The 23998-nt window shown below is 45.6% G+C and carries 20 protein-coding genes and 1 CRISPR repeat array; of the genes, 9 read left to right on the top strand and 11 right to left on the bottom strand.

The genetic code is table 11. From position 1 onward, the window contains the following. Positions 1–60: 60 nt before the first annotated feature. From ACYVGR_RS06455 to ACYVGR_RS06415, 9 genes are all read right to left on the bottom strand, one after another. Positions 61–3225, bottom strand: a complete 3165-nt coding sequence (locus tag ACYVGR_RS06455; protein WP_460954749.1) for a PD-(D/E)XK nuclease family protein — start codon at positions 3223–3225, stop codon at positions 61–63. A 204-nt stretch (positions 3226–3429) separates the two neighbouring features. Then, positions 3430–3857: a CRISPR direct-repeat array (repeat unit 30 nt; unit sequence ATTTCAATTCCTCACAGGTACGATTAGAAG). A gap of 228 nt (positions 3858–4085) precedes the next feature. After that, positions 4086–4349 (bottom strand): CRISPR-associated endonuclease Cas2, encoded by a 264-nt coding sequence (gene cas2 / locus ACYVGR_RS06450; RefSeq protein WP_460954747.1) that lies wholly within the window; start codon positions 4347–4349, stop codon positions 4086–4088. 94 nt (positions 4350–4443) lie between these two features. After that, positions 4444–5487, bottom strand: coding sequence for a type I-B CRISPR-associated endonuclease Cas1b (gene cas1b, locus ACYVGR_RS06445; protein WP_460954745.1), 1044 nt, complete (start codon positions 5485–5487; stop codon positions 4444–4446). 117 nt (positions 5488–5604) lie between these two features. Next, positions 5605–5976, bottom strand: coding sequence for a GxxExxY protein (locus ACYVGR_RS06440; protein WP_460954743.1), 372 nt, complete (start codon positions 5974–5976; stop codon positions 5605–5607). 92 nt (positions 5977–6068) lie between these two features. Continuing rightward, positions 6069–6575 carry a CRISPR-associated protein Cas4 gene (gene cas4 / locus ACYVGR_RS06435; RefSeq protein ID WP_460954741.1) on the bottom strand — a complete coding sequence of 169 codons (507 nt, stop codon included), beginning with the start codon at positions 6573–6575 and terminating at the stop codon, positions 6069–6071. A 3-nt stretch (positions 6576–6578) separates the two neighbouring features. Continuing rightward, positions 6579–9371 carry a CRISPR-associated helicase Cas3' gene (gene cas3, locus ACYVGR_RS06430; protein WP_460954739.1) on the bottom strand — a complete coding sequence of 931 codons (2793 nt, stop codon included), beginning with the start codon at positions 9369–9371 and terminating at the stop codon, positions 6579–6581. A 3-nt stretch (positions 9372–9374) separates the two neighbouring features. After that, positions 9375–10175 (bottom strand): type I-B CRISPR-associated protein Cas5b, encoded by an 801-nt coding sequence (gene cas5b, locus ACYVGR_RS06425; protein ID WP_460954737.1) that lies wholly within the window; start codon positions 10173–10175, stop codon positions 9375–9377. 7 nt (positions 10176–10182) lie between these two features. Next, positions 10183–11133, bottom strand: coding sequence for a type I CRISPR-associated protein Cas7 (locus ACYVGR_RS06420; RefSeq protein ID WP_460954735.1), 951 nt, complete (start codon positions 11131–11133; stop codon positions 10183–10185). 34 nt (positions 11134–11167) lie between these two features. Next, positions 11168–13027 carry a hypothetical protein gene (locus ACYVGR_RS06415; RefSeq protein ID WP_460954733.1) on the bottom strand — a complete coding sequence of 620 codons (1860 nt, stop codon included), beginning with the start codon at positions 13025–13027 and terminating at the stop codon, positions 11168–11170. Between the two features lie 152 nt (positions 13028–13179). Here ACYVGR_RS06415 and ACYVGR_RS06410 point away from each other — a divergent pair, with 152 nt between their 5' ends. Further along, positions 13180–13956 (top strand): hypothetical protein, encoded by a 777-nt coding sequence (locus ACYVGR_RS06410; RefSeq protein ID WP_460954731.1) that lies wholly within the window; start codon positions 13180–13182, stop codon positions 13954–13956. Between the two features lie 147 nt (positions 13957–14103). Here the strand turns inward: ACYVGR_RS06410 and cas6 are convergent, their stop codons facing one another. Then, positions 14104–14937 (bottom strand): CRISPR-associated endoribonuclease Cas6, encoded by an 834-nt coding sequence (gene cas6, locus ACYVGR_RS06405; RefSeq protein ID WP_460954729.1) that lies wholly within the window; start codon positions 14935–14937, stop codon positions 14104–14106. Positions 14938–15110: 173 nt separating this feature from the next. Here cas6 and ACYVGR_RS06400 point away from each other — a divergent pair, with 173 nt between their 5' ends. Next, on the top strand, positions 15111–16094 hold the full coding sequence (locus ACYVGR_RS06400; RefSeq protein ID WP_460954727.1) for a helix-turn-helix transcriptional regulator: 984 nt from the start codon (positions 15111–15113) through the stop codon (positions 16092–16094). A gap of 97 nt (positions 16095–16191) precedes the next feature. Here the strand turns inward: ACYVGR_RS06400 and ACYVGR_RS06395 are convergent, their stop codons facing one another. Further along, positions 16192–16788: a MiaE family protein gene (locus ACYVGR_RS06395; protein ID WP_460954725.1), complete on the bottom strand. Its 597-nt coding sequence runs from the start codon at positions 16786–16788 to the stop codon at positions 16192–16194. A 120-nt stretch (positions 16789–16908) separates the two neighbouring features. Here ACYVGR_RS06395 and msrA point away from each other — a divergent pair, with 120 nt between their 5' ends. The 7 genes from msrA (at position 16909) to ACYVGR_RS06360 (ending at position 23793) form a co-directional block, all read left to right on the top strand. Continuing rightward, a complete protein-coding gene (gene msrA, locus ACYVGR_RS06390; RefSeq protein WP_460954723.1) occupies positions 16909–17580 on the top strand; it encodes a peptide-methionine (S)-S-oxide reductase MsrA in 672 nt (223 codons plus the stop codon). Positions 17581–17826: 246 nt separating this feature from the next. Then, positions 17827–18522, top strand: a complete 696-nt coding sequence (locus ACYVGR_RS06385) for a hypothetical protein (RefSeq protein WP_460954721.1) — start codon at positions 17827–17829, stop codon at positions 18520–18522. Between the two features lie 121 nt (positions 18523–18643). Then, positions 18644–19657, top strand: coding sequence for a hypothetical protein (locus tag ACYVGR_RS06380; RefSeq protein WP_460954719.1), 1014 nt, complete (start codon positions 18644–18646; stop codon positions 19655–19657). 97 nt (positions 19658–19754) lie between these two features. Beyond that, positions 19755–20801, top strand: coding sequence for a hypothetical protein (locus tag ACYVGR_RS06375; protein WP_460954717.1), 1047 nt, complete (start codon positions 19755–19757; stop codon positions 20799–20801). 92 nt (positions 20802–20893) lie between these two features. Continuing rightward, entirely contained in the window at positions 20894–21397 is a 504-nt protein-coding gene (locus tag ACYVGR_RS06370; RefSeq protein WP_460954715.1) for a hypothetical protein, read from the top strand. A 67-nt stretch (positions 21398–21464) separates the two neighbouring features. Continuing rightward, positions 21465–22160 carry a hypothetical protein gene (locus ACYVGR_RS06365; protein ID WP_460954713.1) on the top strand — a complete coding sequence of 232 codons (696 nt, stop codon included), beginning with the start codon at positions 21465–21467 and terminating at the stop codon, positions 22158–22160. Beyond that, positions 22114–23793 carry a S8 family peptidase gene (locus ACYVGR_RS06360; protein ID WP_460954711.1) on the top strand — a complete coding sequence of 560 codons (1680 nt, stop codon included), beginning with the start codon at positions 22114–22116 and terminating at the stop codon, positions 23791–23793. The genes ACYVGR_RS06365 and ACYVGR_RS06360 overlap by 47 nt, the downstream gene beginning before the upstream one ends. Positions 23794–23998 lie beyond the last annotated feature (205 nt).

Below are 23998 nucleotides of genomic sequence, written 5' to 3'. Positions count from 1 at the left end.
GATTAAATACGATTTTTATCCGCGTGAATCTTAGAAAATCAGCGTCATCAGCGTGCCATCCTACCGCCCACAAATCCCTTTAAAATCGCAGTATTGACAGGTTTCGAGTTTATCGGTTTTCTTGAACGGTTCTGCCGGGTCGAGTAACTGGCGAATCAGTTGGCGCAATAACTCTTCCGAATCTTTGATATACTGCTCAGGATCGTCGTTGGTATCGAATCGGACGGGGTTGGTTTTGAAGCCGCTATTGATATCCCGGAACGAATAGAAACCCGCTTCAACAGGCAATCCTTTTGCCGGAAAAATATCTCGTTTGGCTTTGTCACGCGGCAATCCGCCGTACTCGCTGATGTTCTTGAGCGCCAGGTATCGATACATCCAGAGCTGCCTCATTTTCTCCTCAGCCCCGTCTTTCAGCAATTTTTCCGTTAAATCGGCCGGTGTCTTCTCGGGCAATTTAACGCTGCCCGTTTTATAATCGACGATGCGGATTTGATCACCGAATTTCTCGATCCGGTCTACTTTACCCGCAATACGCACCGAAATTTCCCCTCCCCCATTAAGCGGCACGGTTAAGCGCGTTTCGAGGGTTTGCTCCGTACCGATCACCGTCAACCCCGATAGTTTGCTCTGTTCCCGCTGAAAATCGAGCATGAGTTTCTGCGCTAGTTCGTACAGCAACAGATTCATTCCTGACTCAATAACCCGCCCTTTCATCGACTTCGCAAACTCTTCTTCCAGGAGGTTCTTGATCGTTGCCTCATCAATGGGCCGTTCCAGCAAGCGATATTCTTTATCCAGTCGTTCCAGCACCATGTGGAGCCAACTCCCAAATTCGGCGGCTCCCATTTTTTCTTCGATATCTTCCTCTTCGCTAATATTGACGACCCGGCTGAAATAGAAGCGCATGGAACAGCTCACAAACTGGTTCAGATAAGACGGATACAATCCGCGCGTGGTTAAGGTATTGATGAGTTCAGCACGAATAGCCTCGGTTTTCGGCACACGGAGATCCGCCAAATCGGCTACGGTATTCGTACCGCTTCGTCCCAGGCGAACCGTTGGATGACTAAGCCGAATCAGGCCTTTTGAACGGGGTACCAGCTCATGCTCAATCTGCCGAATAAATCGGCTCGGTTCACCTTTGCTGTTCCCATAGGCATCGGTCGATGTGGTGTGGAGCAAGACGATTTCGTTGGCTCGCTGCAACAATCGATAAAAGTGATAGGCCATGACGGCCTCCTGCTCCCGGTACGTAGGCAAGTGGAGCTCAGAAGCAATGTCGAACGGAATCAGCGAGTTCAGCTTTCGCGACTGCGGCAACACCCCTTCGTTAACCGATAGTATAATGACCCGATCGAAGTCCAGCGCCCGCGTTTCGAGCATCCCCATGATTTGCAATTGACTCTTGCCTTCGCTCGTGAAGGGAATACTTGTTTGCCGAATCAATTCGTACAAAAACTGTCGAAAACTCCGTACGGTAATGGCAGGGGGCGCGGAGCCGGGAGCATGGGGTACTGAACCGAAGGCCGTGAAGTCGAGCGTCAGTTGGGCGTTATATCCATTTCGTCCTGCTCCCTGCCTCGTGCTCTTCGCCCTCTGATCCGGGCTTCGCCCTTCCTGAACACCCTCCAGCGTTGCTTCCAGTTGCTTAAGCAGGGTAAAAAACAGATAGAGGTATTCAATTTCAATGGCATCCTGACTAACTCGATACACATCGCGCAACAGCTCGATCAAGCTATAAAAAGTCTGTATGGCTTTCAGGGGAGCCTCATTCGGCCAGCGCGAAAACAAGACCCGAACCAGTGGATCGTCTTGCCCTAACTCCCGCATTTCTTTTTCGGTCAGGTAAACGCGCTGGTCTTTTACAATAACTTTGGCAATCCATTGAAACAGCGGTTCAGGCGGTAAAACCTCGCCCGATTCCAACGCTTCGCCCGGCCACATAAGCCCCTTAATTCGCTCGTATTGCTTCACAAACGGATGGTTGAGCACCTTCACCACATGACGGTGGTGGTATTTCGGAATCTTAAGGTCTCGCCCATCTTTCGTCCGAAATTCGTGTACCGTTCGCTGCATTTCAAACAACGTATCGACCAGCGTAAACAGTAATGACGATCGTAGCGATAAACCCATTGTTACGTTCAGATCGGTCACGTTTTCGTCGAGCGCATACAAAACAGGTATGAGTAACGTTTCATCGGCCAGCACGATAGCGGTTTTGGGCTGCGAGGCAGGGGGCAGGGAGCGCGGAGCAGGGAACTGCTCATCCGTAACTTCAGCTTGTTGCTCGCTCCGCGCTCCTTGCTCCGCGCTCTTCTGCCAATCACTGTAAATCTTCCCGGCGACTTTGGCCTGCATGCTGGCATTGGGCACGCCGACTACGCGAATGTTTTTTTCCGTACCCAGCAGATTATTGGATAATTGAGCGAGGTCTTCCCGATTTTGTTTCGAAAAAAACCAGCCGTTATCGCGGTATCGGCGTAGAAATTCACCAGCCTCCTGCCCTTTATCCCGAATATAGTATTGATCGGCATCCCAGATCAGTTCGGCTTTCTGAGCCTCAACCAACACACGGATGATCTGTTCTTCGGCACGACTAAGAGCATTGAACCCCACAAAGTAGATGCGCTCATAGGCCAGATTATCCCGAATCAATACCTCTACGTTCTGAGCCAGCAATCGGTAAGCCATCCCGCGATACGCTAACCGCTGTTCGGTCAGGCGCTTATGCAACGCATTATAAGCAGTATGCAGATTCTCAAAGAGTTTGAAATAGCGGCTTGTGCCAGGAGTTTCAGTAATGGGTTGTGCCGAAGAGGGCCTATCGACCTGCCAGCGTTCGAGGGCTTTGGCTGCTGTTAAGTAGCTGAAGAGTTCGGTCGGACTAACCAGATATTGGTCGATACGATCAAAGTCGGCCAGGAGCACCGACGCCCAGCCAATAAACTGTTCAAACTCAACTTGTGGATCAATTTCCTTGAAAACATCGTAAAGTTCAAACAGCAAACTAACCGAGTCAATTAATTGTACACCAGCCGCCTGCGTAATAAAATCATCGACGGCCAGGGCATGAGGAGCCAAAAAAGGTCGATCAGAAAGGGCAGCTAAGTCGTCCAGAAATACCGACACGGCCCGACGTGTGGGCAGAATTACCCAAACATCACTCAGGCTAGGGCCATGCTGGTCAAAAACTCGTTTAGCTGTTTGCTGAAGAAAAGTCATTAGCGGTCTACAAATCGGACAGTAAAGATAACCCTCCTCAAAAGGACAATTACCCAACTAGGTCGACAATTCCTGAAATTGCTTCTTATAAAACGTTTCAGGCCGATTTGTATTCTGATTATCAAGTGCGATTAACTTTTAAGATTCCTTACTTCTAATCGTAGAAGTATTCGGTCGTGATCCTGATTGCCTCTGTGTTTGTAAATTTCAATTCCTCACAGGTACGATTAGAAGGAACAAGCTAACGATTACCCGAAACGGGACGACCATATTTCAATTCCTCACAGGTACGATTAGAAGCCGGGACAGATGTAGGGTATGGCGCCTGGCTACAAAATTTCAATTCCTCACAGGTACGATTAGAAGCATGCGACTAAAAATTATTAAATCGGCAAATCCAGTAATTTCAATTCCTCACAGGTACGATTAGAAGTGCTCTCGGTTTCCTGGGGACTTTTCCAGATTATGGGATTTCAATTCCTCACAGGTACGATTAGAAGTTAGTACAGACAAGTATGGCCCATCGCGGATAAGTCCATTTCAATTCCTCACAGGTACGATTAGAAGACCTGGCACGAGCCCAGTACTGGCCATGGTTAAAAATTTCAATTCCTCACAGGTACGATTAGAAGCCGTGAATTTACGACTAAAAAAAGGGCTTTGGACAGCCCTAATACGGTTTTTGCGATGTAATTTCTGACTAGTAAGTCGTCAATCGGTAAAACTAAGAAAATAGCCGCCGATCGACGACTTGCTGATAGTCAACAGTATAGCTAGAAAAACACCGCAACGAGATAGCTCGTTTACCATAAGTCAATGAACAGATAAAGGCGATTGACGACAATCGGAACGCCACTCCCTTATAAAAAATCATCGGTCGATTGCCGTTCCTTACCCACAAGCTGTTTATCCAACCACTTTTTATCGCGGTTTTTAAACAGGATCAGGCTGTCTTCATCATCCTTCATAATACGCCGGGCTTCGTAGAGCAACTCGTTTAGCTGCACATCCGTCATTTCGCCTTCGAATACGGAATTCTGAATCCAATTCAGATACCGTCGACAGAGTTTCAGCATCTTTCCGACACGCTTCTGCCCCATGTCATAGACTAGAATTACGTACATAATTAAAGAGTGAAAGGGTGAATGAGCGAATGAGTGAAAATTTTCGCGTCAGCTAATCGCTCATTCGCTCATTCACCCTTTCACTCTTTAAAACTTACCACCACGCCTTAAACGGCCGGTATTCTTCAAGGCCCAGCAGATGCTTTTGCAGCTTGTAACATTCCAGCTTGACTAAATGCCGGTAACTAACGCTCCGCCCCAGGGCCCGGTGCTTAATTGTTTCTTTCAATTGCTCGTCGAAACCCTGTACAAATCGCTTCCGGGCGGCTTCTTTCATAACGCACCCGCCCACTTCCGACCGAAAATCGGATGGTTGCAGTTGCCGTTTGTTGACCATCCGAAAGATTAACCGATCGACCAATATGGGCTTGAATACTTCTGCCAGATCCAGCGCCAGGGAGTACCGCCGAGCACCAGGCTCGTGCAAAAAACTGATCGTCGGGTTGAGTTGGGTGTGGTAAATGGTGCTCAGGCAGGCCGTATAACACAGCATATTACCGAACGAAATAAGCGCATTAAGCTCATTTTGAGGTGGCCGTTTACTCCGCCCATCCATGCAAAAGGTTTGCCCAACAATGGCATCGAAACAGCTGTAGTAGGTCTGGCGAATATTGCCTTCAATGCCCATGAGCATTGGGACGTCTGTAGTGGTCGGAACGGTACTCAATAAACGTTCGATGGTCACGATGGCGTCGGTTAATTCTTTGGCTTTACGGTCCCGCTCCGGCGTACCGGTCGCACGGGCTCGGTTGTCGTAGTACTTCAGGACCCGAAGGATATTATTGGCCGCGCCTTCCACAAATCGGCGGGCAATATCGATGCGCTTTTTGGCCGATAGGTAATGCTTCGTCTGATCGACCTGCATCTTTCCCGCCAGCAAATACTCGCGCGGCATAAACGAGCCGGTATAATGCTCGTAGTAATTGAAGAAATGGACGGCAATACCTTCCTGCCCCAGAAAGTTATACAGAGCGCTATTCGCATCCAGACTCCCAAATACATACAAATCGCCAACCTGTTCAATGGGAAGGTAACGGGGTTGCCCTTCGGTGCCGTCTTCATCGACTGGTGTAAACTTCAGCGTGTTGTCTTTCCGGCTCATCCGACCCGCGTTGAAGAGGTATTTAGGTTGTTTCATGTTTTATCGACAGGTTTTTTCTGACAGGATTAACATGATTTACAGGATTACTTTTCTAGGTAGACAGTCGTCTTACGCAAGTAAAATCATGTCAATCCTGTTAATCCTGTCAGAAAACTACTTTTTATACGTTCGATACTTCCGTTTAACCGTTACACTACTCCCGAAATTAATCAGCAAACCAATCTCCAATCCTGTCGCCGTGAGGTAATTGACTAGCTGGGCTTCATGCTTTGAATGGATGGTTTCCACAGCTTTCAACTCAATCAAAATCGTTTGCTCAACCAGCATATCAGCTACATAATCGCCGACCTGAACCTGTTGGTAAAATACGGGTACGCTTACTTGCTGTTCGGCCAAAATACCTCGATTGAGCAATTCGACATACAGCGCATTTTCATATACCTTTTCCAGAAACCCAGGCCCAAGCTCATTATGAACAGCATAAGCAGCTGCAATGATCTGACTAGTAATAGCTTCATGTTGCATTTTTTCTGACAGGATTAACAGGATTTATTTACCATGTGACGCCCATCAATGAAAAAGTAATCCTGAAAATCCAGTTAATCCTGTCAAAAAAACTACTCTTCTTCTACGTAACAAAAATCAAAGTAACTGCACGATCGGCATTTCGACTTTTCGATACGACCGGGACACTGCTCACTTTCCACAATCCGCTCGATGTCACGTATCCAGGCTTCTACCATTGGAACATCGGCTTCCTCAAGCTGAACGCGTTCGGTCTGGCGCAACTTAGGATATTCGATCAGGCCCGTAGCGCCTTCCACGCCGTTTTTGCGTAACAAATACAGATAGAACTGCACCTGTGCAATGTGCGAATGCTCGAACTTATCCGACTTCTTAATCTCATGAATCACTTTGTCGTGCGGATCGTAAAAGTCGATTTTCGACCCATCGAGCGTGATTTCGCGGTAGCGTTCAGCGCGTTGCGGATAGGCTTGTTCGTGTAGTTGTTTGCCTTCAGCGACCAGCTCGGAATTATGCTCCATACGAATGTGGTTGACATGCAGCCAAAGTTCACGTTTGCAGATGTGATACATGCCGATGAGTGAGCCGGTGACATTCATAGTCTAAAGGAATGAGTTTGCAGAGTCATCAAATGCATCTTCCATCAAACCTGCATCTGTCTTATACACCTTATTGTGATGGGACAAATACCAATAGCCATACGTCGTATCTGCATTCAGGCAAAAGCTTTTCATTTTGTCTATGGTCTTTGAATGGGCCATAAGTGAAAAAGTAAACTTCCCTAAAATGCTTTGTAACGTTTTGAAATTAATTCGATCATTTAAATCAAATCCTTTTCCTGCTTTTCTATTAGCAATGTCCTGCCAAATAAATCGCTCATAACATCTCCACACCGATTCTCCATTAATAAATTCATCCCCGTCTCTATAAGCACCATAATGAATTAGGAATGCAAGATCATCCTCGGAAAACATCGCTTCAAGTTTGCCTTCTTCTGTGGATTCGACCCAAGCAGGAATATTAATGGGCACAAAAACCGATTCATTCTGCTGATCAATTATTCTGAAGTTCCTGTCGATTTGGGTAAAATTTAACCGATTCAGATGATCCAGAATTTCGCTAGAAAAATTATCGGCATAAGCGCCCTTATTAAAACCATCAATCTTGCTAAAAACCTCCTGATATAGTTTATCGAATCGCTTTTTTGAAAGTATTTCCTGAGCTATTTCCTTAGAAATTTTACCTTCCTGAATCACTTTGTATCTATAATCAGAACCGTACAAAACTCGCGAATCATCTAATCGGAATAAATAAACCTCGCAAAGGCCCTTACTCGCATTCCGATTAACGCGCCCCGCTAGTTGCTCATCGCTATCTAAAAGTGAGATATTCTTGAAACCTAAATCCATATCGATATCTACGCCCGCTTCTACAACCTGTGTAGTAATTAGCAAAACATTTTTTCTTCGATAAATTGGATTCTTTAACTGATTGATAATCTGGCGTCGTCTAAACTCAAGAATAGTGCCTGACAAAACAAATATCTCATCAAACGGGTGATCGGCTTTTTCAATAACCTGCTTAAACGTAGATGCCGACTTTTTATAAATAAACTCAATAATCGTGTGAACGCTACCGTTTTGTTTGTTCTGCTCTGCAAACTGCGTTGACTTATCAATAACCGTCTTGGCTAATTCATTCCAATCATCTTCGTTTTTGGCGTCAAACTGACGGTCATATAGCTCAAAGTTGAAGTGTACTCGCTCAGCAAAATTTGGATTTTGAAGGTATTTCTGTGCATTAGGTAGAAGCTCCTGAAATACAGGCAAAGGTCTGAGTTTCAAATCCAGTTTATCCAGTTTAGGCAACGTAGCAGACATAAGGATAAATCGGATATTGAAAGCCTCTGCATATTGACTAATGAAGTACAACATCTTATCCCATATTTTGGGGTTATAGGATTGCAGTTCATCAATAATCACCACCGAATTAGCCAGTCGGTGCAACAGGTAATTAGCTTCTTTTGAATTGGTTTTCAGAATATCAAAGAACTTTACATGAGAAAGCAGCGTAACCGGATAGAGCGCAAACAGATTGTCGATATAATCTTTCTTGTCTCGACCATACATATCATCTTCTTTCTTTGCTTCGCTTTTACTCTGAAAACCAGCCTTAGAATGAAGTTCCGCTAATTCCAGATTAGTTAATTGTAGTGTTGATTGCACAGCTTTATAGGTCTGTGTAATTAGTGTTGTAAACGGAAAAACATAGAATACCTTTTGAAGCTCTGAGTTCTTATCTAATAACTCCGTCAAAGCAATCATCGACAGATTGGTTTTCCCACCACCTGTCGGGGCTTCAATGTAATAAAGTCGCTTATCCGAAAATTTCCGAATAGTTTGAAGTAACTCGATTGCCATTTCCCGGCGCAGCTTGTTCAAATTCTCTCTAGACTTTTCCCGTAGGGATTGCTCCTTAAATACATAACCAGACTCCAGTTGCTCAAAAGTGTCTTTGTTATGCTCAAATTGGCGGAGGTTTTGGATAATTGCCTCAATGCGATCACGGTCTTTCAAGATACCCAAGTCATTAGTCACATCGCCACTCATATACTCGTGCGTTGCCAGATAGTCCGACGCTGTAAGCAAAGAGAAATTGAGTTTCAAAAGGGCAAAAAGCGCAAATGATGAACCGGAAACCCGTTCAAATTCAGTCCAAAAAGGGTCAAACTTGCCAAAAATAAATTCAGATAGACCTTGCTCAAACGAGAAATTATAAAGTCGTAGATAATGCTGAACCTGAGTATAGTAACTCCCAAAATCAGCTTTCTGTAAACCTGCTTTGACCTCATCTACATAAGGACTATGGTGCTTTATAATCGTGTAGGAAAATTGCAAGATGAGAACAGTCAAATACTGCAATTCGCTTTCATCTAATTCATTGTCTTGCTCAATTTGACTAAGAAAATAACCTACATACATATACGCACCTAACCAGGAGTGTCCATGTGCTGGTGTAAACGGACTCTGCGGGTTTGGCTTAAACATCGGATTCCGCATTCGGGAAGCCTGAAAATCTTCGTTTACTTTCCCAAAGTCATGAAAGGCTATGGTATTGACGAAAAGGCGTTTAATCCAATCGTTAATCTTACTTTCTTTTTTGAAAGAATCCTTCGTGAGGTTCAGGATGAGCCGGTTGATAATTGGCTCTAATCCATGAACATCACAAAGTTTTTCAAAATAGTCATTCACTAAATCACAGTGCTCAAATAGTTTTTCAGGCCGTTTGAGGTCTTCTTCACCTTTAGCAGGTAAATGCGCCCAGTACTGTTCATGCAGTTGGAGAAGGGCGGCAATTGTTGCTCGTTCTTTGTATAAAGTGTGGATAGAAATCATACGTCAGAAAAGTTGTACGATGGTTTTAGTACCCTGCTCATCTTCAATCTGAAAGAGATTGTTAATGGTGGATTCCTGCGAGAGTGTAAAGTCTGTGTAAGCAAAATCATAAAGCTGGTATTGAACCAACGACTCATGAAAATTCACCGGTAGTCGCTCGAAGTAGGAGAAAGTAGCTTGGTTCGATACAGTTCTGTTCCTGAACGAAATCTTGACAGTTACTTGCTCATTTTTTAAAGGGTTGCTTTTAATGAATAGTGTGTTTAGCAGGAAATCTTGGCTAGGCAAAAAAGCCTCATGGTTATATTCTTTTAGCGATACACTTCCATCATCGTCCATCAACCACCACGCCTGAAATTCATTTTTGCCCAAATAGGGAATGTATTCAGCCTGACCATTTTTCAGATATTCATACAACTTACTGTGGTCGGGGTTTTCTATATCCAGCAACAAATAGCAACGGTAGGCCGGTTGAATCAACATCATTTCCTCTACCAGCAAATTGCCATCATCATTAGCATAGCCAACGGTATTGGTATATTTAACACTGGTTTTCTGGAAATTCCCCTTTTCATGATCCAATGGCTGAATACCAATAGGCAGTTCTTTGAGTCGTTGGTAATACTCTGGAAACTCGCCTTTTTTACTATAGCCTTTCAGACCAATAATAGCCCCAAGGATTCCTAGCAAAGCCGGCTTATGGAGCATGTTATACGATAACAGAATACCATCGTTGTAGTCGGGTTTCTTGAAAAACCCGAAGTCTGCCCGTAAGTCGAACGAAATCAGTTTCTGGTTCGCCATTGCCGAGTTAATTTAGTTCCAGAATCTCAGCACCTTCGGGCGCATTCAATACGGTCGTTACAGCCTGATCATAGTAAAGCTCAATTTTCTCGATCTGGCTTTTGATATGTTCCCGACCAAGAATGGCACTCACTTTAGTCAAGTCGATTTCCCGGTTTTCATTCTCGCCAACAGTCACACTCACCAATTCCACAAACGATGGTAAGACTAACTTGGAATCAGGCTTGAGTTGTACCCAAAGTAATAGTTCGTTTTCGGTACCCGCTTTGGCAGATGAATCGTACAGTGTAACACCCGAACGTAATGCCTGCTTCAATTTAACAATATCCTCATCTGTAACGCCATCACTACTGACCAACGATGCCATGTCTTCCAGATTTCGGGGATTGACTGACAGGTGATGAACGTAGTGACCTTCGCGCAACTTAAACTGAGTTCCAAGGGTCGTCTGCATCGAATCGGCGCTTTTATCGTTGGAATTCCGGAACGGCGACGAAATCTGCTCCGAGTAAATAATTCCCTCCGGGAAGCGGTTAACACCATGCGTAAACTGCACTGTGCCATGCAATGAAAGATTGGCTCCTGAACTGGCAAACGTGCCACCAAACAGCCGTATATCAATGCATTTTAATAGATTTTCGAGAATCTGCTTACGGACTTTTACCGCAGCATCTTTGCCTTTTTCAGCCGTTGGAAAAGCGGTAAAATGCTTAATGTACGTCTGGTCAAGATCACGAGGCTGCATTTCGTCACTCAAACTTTTGAAGTAAAAAACACGCTCTTCACCTAAGTGCTTCACGAAGTAATTACGAATAGAATATTTTAACGCTTTATCGGTGGCGTAAACTGTACCATCGGGAAGAGTGCGGGGCTGGTGCGTAAAATCCGCGTTATAATTCGAATTAATTGATTTAATGATGGCACAGCCAAAAACGCGATTCTTAAAGGATTGACTCATGGTAGTTGTTTAATTGGGTGGTTGAAGGTTGATTTTATTCTTCGGTTGGAGTTGAATCAGTTCCTGTTTCCTCTTTTTTCTCCTTGTCGCTGAATAGCGCATTTTGGGAGAAAATCCCCGCTAGCGTAGTCGGCATTAGGTCTCGGATACTGGCTTTTGTCTCGTATGCCATAACTTCGGCAAATGGCGTACGAAAATTGGACGAGAACGTTTCGTGTTTATACGTATCGAATAAGCGGGCAATGGCCTTATTCAATTCCTTCGCATGAATCTGTTGCAGAAAGGGTTCCAGTCGTTTGTAGCTGGTATCGCTGGTTTTACTTTTGGTCAGCAGATAATAGATAACCTGCCCGACTGTAAAAGCATATTGCTCGTCGGTCTCGATGGTAGCTTCGTTTTTCGTAAGCTGCTGAATGAATTTTCGGTGTGTCTGTAACTTATTGGCCATAGTTTCAACGGGTTTATGTTTACGCTCAAAGTTTTCGGAAAGGCTGAACCAGATATTTAGCTTTTGGCGAATCGAATATTCTTGGGTATGCCGATTATTTTTGATTTCATCCAGCCGTAGATCGTCAAGAATGCTGGTCTGTAAAATATCATCGAACATCAGCTGCGTAACTGCCTGTCTTTTTGATTTATAGATAAAATCATAAAAGGCTTTACGATACTTCATGACTAGCAGATAGGTATTGTCTGATTTGCAATACTTTGCATCAATATCGTCGAAGAATTTGTATTGAAACCCGCCCACTTTTGTTTTGACAACTAGCGAGTTGTTCAGAATGGATACTAGAATAGAGTACTGAAAGTCGAAGACATTTTTGACCGTTGGCTGGTAATTAATAGAGAAGTAATCAGCTACTTTCCACGGTTTACCCGCTTCGTCGTTCAGGTAATATTCAAACTTGGAAACAAAGTCAAAATCCTTGATTTCACCAGCCAGATAGAACAGGAGATAGTAGTTTCCTACATCGTCATTATGCTTTTCATTCAGCGTTTCGATAATCTCTTTGTAGCCAATTCGCTCGCCGTCTTCTGCACCTTTTTTAAACAGTGCAACAGCATCCTTCTTCAATTCATCGCGATCGACAAAAATGGGCAACGGTCTTGGTAGAATCCCACGATCAATGATGTCGTGAAATTCGAATAAAGTACGAGCCTCGACAGACGAAATACGGCCGGCAATGTCGAATGAAGCTGTTTGGTGCAATCGGTACGCCTTCTTAGTTGAAAAGCCATTAATAAAATCGCTTGTACCGTACACCACATCATCAACTGACAGATTGAATTGATTCGTATTGAATAGTTTATCAGCTAAATACTTCGTATTAGTCTTTTGGTAAGCTTCCAGCGGATCATTCAGGTAAAAGACAATGTAGTTCGCATCTTTCAGCGACTCATATTCTGGAATCTGGCTTAAAATAGCATCCAGCTTTTCTTCGCTGTTTAATGCATATTTGAAGACTTCGATACGCTGCTTCTCGGCTTCATCCTCCAACAAATCAATGGCTTTGGCGAAATAGGCGTTTATACGCTCCGGCAGTTTTGTCTTAGCATCTGCGTACTTGGCTCCGCCTTTCAGGGACTCTCGTTTGAAAGCCAGGCAATACGGCGAACAGGAGTGAATTCCTTTAGCTGGCAAGTCGAAGCACTTATTGGTATTGACCATCCAAGCCGCCTGTGCCCAAGCAGCGCACTCCTGAAGAAACGAGGTCAGTCCTACCATTTTCTTCGTGTAGATTCCTGAGATAAACCCATCAGGTGGCCAGTAGACCTGATTATCTTCCTGTTTAAGAGTCAGAACGATGTGTAGCCCTTCTTTGGGGACTACACCAATGTTGTTTATCTCCTGTTCTTTGAGGGATTGTGTGAATTGGACGAGTTCTTTAAGCATATATTAATATTTTGTCACATTATAAGCTGAAAAGAATATATAAAAGTATAATTTTGTAAATCATACTTAGACAAGGGAATTGAAAACATTAAAAGCTTGCCGAAAAGCTCCTAAATCGTACCAGTCCAAGTCATTTTTACCACCTATCCCACATGCACCATAATTACCTTTTCATTGACGAATGCGGAGACCCAGAATTCTACGGTAAGCGAAAGAAATTATTGGTTGGGGAGCCGGGCTATCAACCCTTATTAATTCTTGGATTAGTTGAAACATCTGATCGAAAAGAATTAGAAAAAGCTATACTTGAATTTCAAAAGCATATACTGACGGATTCGCTGTACCGAAGCATCTACACTGTTCAGAAGCCAGACTGGTTTCTACACGCCCGCAAAGATCACCCCGAAGTCAGATCTGAATTTTTCAAGTTCATACGAACCTACTCAAGTATCCGTTTCCATGCCGTTATCGCTAGAAAAGACCTAGAAATTTTCAACCATAAGCATAACAACAATCCGTCTGAGTTTTATTTCGACTTGGTTCATCATTTATTGCAAAACCGTCTGACAGAAGATACTGCACATAAGATTTATCTGGCTCATAAGCCCAAAACGACACTAAAGCAATTAGTATCAGCCGTCGATAAAGCCATTGAAGCTGATAATCGCCATTTGTCTGTTGAGAAAACCATAGTCTATGATTGTCAGATTCAGCAAAGTAGCCAAATGCCAGAACTAAGTGTTGTAGACTATTTTCTATGGGCGCTTCATCGCTATTTGATACGCGGGGAGGTCCGATTTTGGGAAACAGTTGAGCAACAAGTCGGATCAGTAATTGACCTGTACGATCATCAGAGAGAATATGATGGAGGAGCCAATCGACTACGATTGGAAAAGATAAAGCCTTTCGACTGGATGACTGGTCAATAAAAAAACTGGTCGATCCTCCTGCCCCCGTGCCAATACTGGCAACCCCCAACATGAATTGAGTTATGGAAACAGGCCTACCAGCCAGTTGCATGCAAAGATACACAAAATTGTGCCAGAGTGGATTTGAAATTGTTCCCATCTTTACACTTAGTTAATTCCCACGGCCCCAAACCCTTCCGCATTATACCTCCCTACCCCAGCCAGCACAGCTAGTTCCAGTAACTCCCTCTGTCCGCTTAGTTCAAATTGGAAATTGTAATAGCCTTTTATTCGGGTCTCTTCGCGTGAGCCTTCCTTGATAGTTACCAGACGAGATTTGGGCTGGGCCGCGTTTCGGCCTGGGGCTGGTAATAAGCGATAGGCTACCGACGATACATCGAATTCCTCCACAAATGCGGTTCCGGCTGGCACTGCCGGTTGAATACTGCCGTATTTGGCCAATAGATTCGTGATGAGCAACGGACCAAATTGCTCGTCGGCTGGATGCAAATATTGATCGATGCTTCGTTCGTCTTTTTCCGCAATCACGACTGGCGATAGGGTACGTAATTGAATGGTTTCACGAGTAATCTCTACCGAAACAGCCTCTACGCGTTCAATAATGAACTCCGCCCGGCCTGGATTGGCTCGATGCCGGGGTGAGGCTATCACACAACGCTGATCCTGGAACAAGCCCATGATAAAATGCTGGGCTGCTTTGTCAATATAAAAGCTAACGATCCACTCTATATGTGGGGAGTTTACCCACATGCCTCCCGCCCGAACATCGACCTTCACATTGGGCATGATCAAATCCGAAAACGTAAACAGTTTGAATCGTCGGGTAGGCGAAAATTGATAGCCTTGCGAGTGCAGGAACTCGGCGTATTGTTTATCGGCGTCAGCTAGCACGCCATAAATGAACGCACTGAGCCGATACGCATAATTGAAGGGTACCAGCGTTTGGCGGGCGACCGGGCGGAGGGTTAACTTGAACTGCATATTTATGTATCTCGGTGGGGATTGAAAGGTGAATGAGGTTTACCCGTTTTTCTACTATTTTTTTCCTTTGACATTAGTTAACGGCATAAAAGTAGATTTGCTTCCGTACAGCCTATGTATACGCAAGCGTTCACATCACATTTTTGTGAAAATTTCTACACCATTTATCTACCATGCCCATTGTCAAGAATCGCGAAGAGCGGTTACAGGCTATCAACAGTCGCCTAAACCGTTGGGGGAATCGCCCCGCTACGACCGAAGAACTGGCCAATTTATGCCAGGTAGCTCAATCGACCATTAAGCAGGATATTGCTTATCTGAAAGAGGTTCACGAGGCACCCATCGAGTACAGTCGCAAACCGAAAGGCTATTACTACACACGCCCGTTTAATTTGGCGGCCTCCATTACGCTAACCGATAAAGACCTGACGGCACTTCATGCGGCTGTTGCCACGCTGAATCAGTATCAGCACCTCCATTTATTCGATGACCTGCGCGGAACGGTCGATAAGATTGACAAGGCCGTCCGGTTTCGTACCAATGCGGTCGATGATTACGGTCAATATATTCTGTTCGAATCGGTGCCGTTTGTAAAAGGCAGTGAGTGGGTCGACGTGTTTCTGCGAGCTATTCATGCACGATGTGTAGTGGAGTTCGCCCACCAGCGATTCGATACGGAGAAAACGAAAATGCATCGGCTCTTTCCATATGTCATTAAAGAACACCGCAATCGATGGTACGTCGTAGGCTGGCAACTTGATTATCAGTCAATCCGAGTATTTGGGTTAGATCGGATTGTCGATGGTTCCGTACAGATTACCCATGAATCGTACGATGCCCCCGAATTCGATGCGAACATCTATTTCCATCAGGCACTGGGTGTAGCCGCTTACGATAACCCACCCGAAGAGGTTATTCTTTCTTTCACACGCCAGCAGGGTTTGATTTTTCGGGCACAACCCTTTTATCCGTTTCAGGAAGAAGATGTCCTGGTCGACAGCGAGCATGAACTTCGGGTGAAGCTATCGATTATCGTCAATAAAGAACTGGTCTATGAACTGGCTCGCCTGGGTAATTCGGTAAACGTGATTAGCCCGCCCTCTTTAGTTCAGGAGCTAAGTGAATTCCACAAAAGCGCCTGGCAACAGTATGCGTAAGTTTCTTTCGACAGGATTTACTTTTTTCGACAGGATTAACAGGATGTTTTCCTGATTTCTAATCCTGTAAATCTTGTAAATCCTGTCGAAAGAAATCCTAATGCATTCGATCACTCCGCACGTCCAGATTGGCCATGATATCGGCTTCGATAGCCAGAAATTCCTTCCATCTCGCCCAAACACGGTCGGCGGGTAAGTAGGTTTCGGCGAGTTCGATGAAGGTGCGGTAGTGACCTGCTTCAGAAATCATTAATTCGCGGTAGAATTTCCGTAAGCTTTCGTCAGAGATACTCTCGGAAAGGAGTTTGAAGCGCTCGCAGCTTCGGGCTTCAACCAGAGCGTTGATCAGCAGATTATCCAGCATCTGTCCCTGCTGATCGCCACTGGTTCGGAGAATTCGGGAGCGAAGCTGATTGACATACTCGTCTTTTCGCTGCCGACCAAGCGGGATATTTCGTTTAGCCAGTTCTTTAAGCACGCGCTGAAAATGTCCCCATTCTTCGGTGACAATGGGCGTCAGGACTTCCACCAGTTTTACTTTTTCGGTGTACATGACAATGAGCGAGATGCACGACGAAGCGGCCTTTTGCTCGCACCAGGCATGATCGATCAGAATTTCGCCAATATTCATTTCGGCAATATTGACCCAGCGCGGGTCGGTTGGTAGTTCAAGTCCTAAAGTTGTGAGCGACATAAGTCGAAAGTCAGTAGTCGATAGTAGTCAGTCGGTAGGCAAAGATACAAACGAGGGCGCAATGAGAAGATTGACAACCAAATAGGTCGTTTTGTGTTATTGACGTATAGAATCCAATTCATGAAGCTGCTTATTTCCCTTACACTATTGTTTCTTTCTGCAAGCCTGCTGACAAGCTGTAACCAACAGCCCGCTCAAAAAAACAGCACTGTCATCGACATCAACCCGGCGAAACTGCCAACCGTACGTCCTGGCGAAGCCGTTGCAACTGTAGCGGGTGGGTGTTTCTGGGCCGTTCAGGAAGAAATGAAGTCATTGAAAGGAGTCCGGGTCGCCATTTCGGGTTATGCAGGTGGTGATTTGGCGTATCCAACTTATGAACAAGTCGGTACCGACCAGACCGGTCATGCCGAAACCGTACAAATCTATTATGATCCGAAGGTGCTTTCCTACGATGTGTTGCTCGATGCCTTCTTTGCCGGACATGATGCCACCCAACTAAATCGACAAGGGCCTGACATTGGCAAGCATTATCGTTCCGCCATTTTTTATCGAACTCCCGACGAAAAAGCGCGCATTGAAGCCGCTATCCGTCGCGAAAATGCATCCGGTCATCACAAAGCCCCGGTTGTTACCCAAGTCGAACCATTTAAGGCATTTTACCCTGCCGAAGTGTATCATCAGGACTACTACCAACACAATCTGTATAACAACTTATACCTTCAGCTTGTATCAAAAACGAAAGTGGAGAAATTTCGGGACGCGATGGAGGGGAAGTTGAAGGAGGATTAGTTGTTCCAAGTTCAATGTTTCAGGTTCCAAGTTTCTTGCTAATGTTATTAGGGAACCTGAAACATTGAACCTGGAACCTGAAACTTTAAACAATCAACCTGAAACAATTTTACATTCGGCCCGCCCTGCAACACGTTGTCAAGTCCCGCAACCGTTCGGCCAAATCTGATATTGTGGGATTGGACCGAACCTCGTAACATTGTTCAGTATTTCACGCACGGGTAGCCCCGCAACTGATACACAACTATGCCAGAACCAGATAAATCGATTGGACGTAAAATCCTGAGTTTCTTCGTCAAAGAAGAAGACCCCGGTGTCGCAACCGGAACATCACCTGCGCCAGCATCGACTGCTCCTCGTCCAGCGAGTACGCCATCTGCCGCAACGCCGACGCCCACAGCACCAGCGTCACCTGCCGGTTCGGTCGATTCAAAGTTTGCGGAACATTTTGCAACCGTGCTGGCTCAGAACAACCCGCCCGGTCCCGATTATTTCGAGTTTCGCGAAACGCTGCGGAGTCTGATGAACCTGGGATTACCTGAAGATAAGCAATATCAGGCTGCCTGGGCGAGCTTCAAAGCGCTCGGTGGCAGTACGGACATGGCCACGTTGACCAATACAGCGCATCAGTATATTGCAGCGCTGAACAAAGATCGGGACGCCTTTGGCAAAAGTGTCGAGGCTGCTTTAGCTGAGCGAGTGGGCGGATTACAGAACGAACAGAAACGACTGCAAACCGAGAACGAATCGCTGACAAAACAGTTGGCTGAGATTCAAAAGCAGATCGATGCCAACACAAGCCGACTAGCGGCCATTGGTGGCGACATTAGTGAGCAAAGTGCCAAGATCACGCAGAATAAGCAGAACTACGAAACGACGTTCGTGCATTTTACGGATCAAATCAAAGACGACATTGCTAAAATCGGTCAATATCTAAAATGATTTACGAGGTACGAATTACGGATTACGATTTACCACCGAGTAATAAAATCCTTAATTCGCAACTCGCAACGGAATTGCCCGTACTGTCACAAATCGTAAATCAAAAATCGTAAATCCTTACATGGCAACACCTGATTTTTCTCAACTTGGCGGTGGTTCAGAACCCGAAAAGCGTTCGTTCTGGAGTCGCCCCGAAGGTATTCTGGGTATGATTACGCTGGCCGGTGTGGCTGGTTTGGGCCTGGTTTACTTCAACCGGATTCTGGAGTTCCTGATCCGGGCCACCTCGAACGTCCTCGAACTGGCTCTTCTGCTGGGTGCATTAGGGGTATTGATTTTCCTGTTTACCAGCAAAGACGTTCGTACCGCTGTCTTCTTCCTGTTTAAATCATTGATGCGAAGTATTACGGGAACCGTTATCCAGCTGAACCCCATCGCTATCATGAAAATCTATATTCAGGATTTGCGGGAGAAGCGCGAAAAAATGCAGGGGCAGATTAATATTCTGGCCGGTCAACTGGTGAAACTGAACAAGAAAATCACCGAGAACAACGACACGATCAAGCAAAAGTTTGCTGAAGCCAACAAGGCCAATTCAATGAGCGACAAGCCCGGTATGCGGGAAGCTGCACAGTTAGCCACCATCGAAGGGGCAGGCTTGCAGGAAATGAACGAAAAACTGCTGCCGCTCCAGCGAAATATGAAAAACGTGCTCGCTTTCATGGAAAAAGTGAACCAGAGCGCCGATTACATTATCAAGGAAACCGAAATCAAGGTTCGCTTAAAAGAAACTGAATATCAAATCGTTAAAGACAGCTCAAATGCTCTTAAAACGGCCGTAAGCATCTTCAAAGGCGATCCTGACAAGAAGTTCTACTTCGACCAGTCGATGGAGTATATTCAAGACGATATGAGCATGAAACTCGGCGAAATGAAACGCGCGATGGACCTGTCGATGGACTTTATCAATGGGGTGGATATTCAGAACGGTATCCTGTCTGATAAAGGGGAAGCGCTGCTTGAGGCCTACAACAAAGGCGAGTTCAAGATCGTCCAACTGGATGCTCCTGCGCAACCGCTCAACCTGGGACCCGCTCCGCAAAAAGACGCTGGGTATAAGAATTTGCTCGACTAGTTTTGAATGAGTGAATGATAGAATGAGTGAATAAAGTTCACGATCTCTACCTTCATTCACTCATTCTATCATTCAACCATTCAAAATTAACATTCCTATGCAACGTTTAACTGTAGCCGGTCGGCTGCTTATCACGGCCTTAATTCTGGCAGGTATTTTCTTCGCATTCCGTTACTTCGGTGGCAACGAAGCCCTGAAAAAACTCCAGCCTAAAGACAAAGAATATACTGAATCGCAGACACTGCCCCGCGCCGACGACAAAACGGCTGAGAAGTCTGTCGAAGAGTCGACCGCATCGTCGTCTGGCTCATCGGATGAAGCAAGCAGTAGTCAGCCAGGTCCCGCGTTTACGTACACAGCGCCAGAACCTCAAAACGGCGTTCTTAAAGGTGTGGTCGAAATGGGTGCCAGTGGTTTCAACTCGTTCATTGTTCGGATTGATGATCAGAAACGCTGGAAACTCGAAAAAGCCGAGTTTGGCAATAGTCTCGTTCAGGAAAACATGGCCAGCGACGAAGACATCCGGGCAGGTCTTAAATCCTACATCGGCAAGATGCTTGACTTTGGCGTAGGTGGTCGCAACATTCAGTTTGTGGTTAGCTCAGGGGCTGTTAAAGTAGAAAGCACCCAGAAAATCATCAAAGCCCTGAAAACGCTGAACTACGTCGTTAACACGGTTACACCAGAGCAGGAAGGTTCACTGGCCTTGCGTGCTGTGTTACCAGTCGAATATTACGACAATTCGTTTGTAGCTGATATTGGCTCGGGGAATACCAAGATTTCATGGAAAGAAGGTAGTTTCACCAAAGCCCTGGAGACCTACGGAGCCAAATATTATGGCAATGGAACCAGCGACGAAACAGTAGCTGCTGATGTAAAAGCTAAAGCTCAACAAGTACCCAGCGATCACCGGAAAACCTGTTTTATTATCGGTGGTGTTCCGTTTGAGCTAGCCAAAAGTGTACGAAAAGGGAAAGAGCGTTATACGGTTCTCGATGCTCCCTCAGCCTATAAACTCGAAAACGCCAAATCAAAGGCAGGCCTGAACATCTATAAATCGATTGCCGACGCTACCGGTTGCAATCAGTTTGTATTCGACTGGGACGCTAACTTTACCATTGGTTATTTGTTGACGCTTAAATAATGATTGACTGATAGAATGCCTGAATGATTGAATAGCTTACGCATGCTTTATTCAATCATTCAGGCATTCTATCAGTCAATCATTCCCCCATCATGACCCTCCGCGACGTATTTGCCACCATTTCCGGCCAGCCTGCTTTCCTGTTTCTACTTTTAGCGTCTGTCCCAACGGCGGCCTTTTTAGTGAATCTGTGGTCAGGCGAAACGGCGGAGGAGATAATAAAGTGGAAGTATGTCTATTCTACGCTGGTTTACCTGGCTTGTATTCCTGGCATTTTTGCCGTTACGCTCAATATTTATCTCTTTCTGTTTGAGCGGCAGAGCATTTGGGACATGAACCTTGCCTTGCAGGTGCTGCCTATTCTGACGATGATTGGGACCTTGTTCCTGATACGCCGTAAAATCCCCTTTAATTACATCCCTGGATTCGGGAAATTATCGAGTTTTCTGACGCTGATAGCCGCTGTCATGGGTATTTTGTGGTTCATTGATCGCACCCGCATCTACGCCATTACCTACGTTCCTTTCACTTACATTGTCGTCGGCTTCATTGCTCTCTTGCTAATTATCCGCTTCGCCTGGAGCCGGATTTTTTGAGTACCATCCATTTATTGCTCACTATCTTCAGGCTCGTTATCTTCGGAAATTCATTTTCTGTTGACTTATGAGTTTTCGGCTTTTATTTCTAACTGTCTTCTTAGGTTCATGTCAGCTTTTCGGCTGCCAATCGGCATCGACCGAACCGGATACGTCAGCTCAGGATTATGCCTTCCTCGAAACGGGTCGTTATGTCATTTACGATGTACAGGAGAATCGGTACTCGCTCACAAGTGCGCGCAGTCAGGTAAACTACCAACTCAAAGAAGTTATAGGCCAACCATACACCGACGTTACCGGACAAATAGCTTATCGTTTGAACCGCTTTCGGCGTACTTCTGAAACCCAACCCTGGCAGGCTGATTCGGTCTGGTCGACCCGCCTGGTCAATAATGAATTTATCCGGACTGAAAACGGTAGGGATTTTGTTCAACTCCTTTTGCCAGTCAGCAATCAACTAAGCTGGGATAGTAACCGGCTTAATTCGCTGGGGCCATCTCCCTATACGGCACGCAACGTAGATCAGTTTTACCGCGTACAGACTAAACAATTTGAACAAACGGTTACCGTTTTAGGTCAGAATGATTCAACGCTCATTGCGCAAACAAAATACGTGGCAGTATATGCCCGGCAAATTGGCTTGATTTATAGAGAGCGAATTAATTTACAATTTTGCACAGCCTCCTCAGCCTGCATAGGGCACAACCAGATCGATTATGGTACTCAACAAATATATCGCATTCGGAACTACGGCACCCAATAAAATTGCCTGGGTAATCCTTCTGTTAATGCTCTCCCAATTCAACAGTTTTGGGCAAACGCGTAAATATTTAGTGCTATTGCGCGACAAGGTTAATTCGCCCTACAGCATTAGCAAACCCGGGCAGTTTTTATCTCAACGGTCTATTCTACGTCGGCAAAAACAGAACATTCCCATACTAGAGCGTGATCTCCCCGTCAATCCAACTTACATCACGCAACTTCAGCAGGCTGGAGCAAAAATCTGGTTTCCGTCTCGTTGGATGAATGCGGTATTGGTCGAGGCTACTGATGCAACCATTGCAGCCATCCAGAAATTACCCTTCGTAACCGGGCTGGAGTTTAATCGATCGTTGGCCAATGCCCGCGTGGGTACTACAGAAGTCCAGCCAACGGTATCCTACCCATCAGACAGCTTCAGCAAGTTTGGCACCGTCGAGACACCCCTCAATTATGGTACTTCACAAAGTCAGGTGGCCCAATTAGGGGCCGATAAAATGCACGAGCAGGGTTACCATGGCGAAGGCATGCTCATTGGCCTGCTGGATGCGGGTTTTCTGAACGCGAATAACGTTGCTTTTCTGAAGCCCGTGTTCGATGAAAAACGAGTGCTCGCTACCTACGATTTTGTCAAAAAAGAAACCAGTGTGTATGAAGACGATTCGCATGGCTTATCCTGTCTATCAACGATTGCGGCCACGGTAGATAATCAGCTTTACGGAACAGCTTACAAAGCTTCGTTTATTCTGCTCCGAACTGAAGACGCGAGCAGCGAAAAACAGATTGAAGAGGCAAACTGGCTTTTCGGTGCCGAATACGCCGATAGCGCTGGTGTCGATGTGATCAGTTCGTCGCTCGGATATACTCAGTTCGACGATCCAACCACGAGCTATACCTATCAGAATATGGATGGCAAAACGACGCTTTGTAGTCGCGCGGCCCAAATTGCGACCCAAACGGGTATGGTGGTTGTGGTAGCTGCGGGTAATGAGGGGAGCAATGCCTGGCACTATATTTCGGCTCCATCCGATGCCGTATCGGTGCTTGCCGTCGCTGCTGTTACACAAGCAGGTACGCGGGCTTCCTTTAGCTCATTCGGTCCCTCGGCCGATGGCCGGGTAAAACCTGATTTAGCGGCCCGAGGTCAGGGTACTGTAATTGGCCTACCAAATGGGCAGATTGCCACAGGTAACGGAACATCGTATGCAACTCCATTGCTGGCGGGTCTGGCAACGGGCTTCTGGCAAGCCCATCCTCGACTGACAGCTGCCCAGGTAACAGAAGCCTTACGTCGGTCAGGGAGTCAGTTTGGCGCGCCAGATGACCAATTAGGATACGGAATTCCCAATTTCGAACGGGCGTCAATTCTGGCCGATTCGTTCGGACAATTGCTAGTTTATCCTAATCCATTTAGCGATGTCCAATCGTTAGGCGTTCAATGGGGTGAGATTGAGGCTAATGTGCCGCTGGATGCAACGTTGTTTACTACAGCAGGTCGGGTGATCTGGCAAAACCGGTATACGTCGCCGGGCCTAGCTGCCTTTATATTACCTAACTTGAACTTATCCGCAGGTGTGTATATCATGACGCTTGTGGCCGGCGACAAGAAAAAGACGCTGAAGCTGGTGAAACAGTAAGAGAAAGTTCAAAACCCAAACCTATGGCAACGATTCAGGTTATTCAGGCCGCTGGCCTAATCGCGTTGACCTATGGCTCGATAGCCACCTTTCTATTCGTGTGCACACTTCAGGCAAAACCACTCTTTCGGCCTGGCTAAAAGAATAGCGTAATGGCTATATCACTACCACTGGTAGAGATCAGACAGCCAACTCTGGTACAATC

This window comes from Spirosoma litoris, from assembly GCF_054776755.1.
The sequence above is the reverse complement of the archived record's forward strand: the minus strand, read 5'-3'. Positions and strand labels throughout refer to the sequence as shown.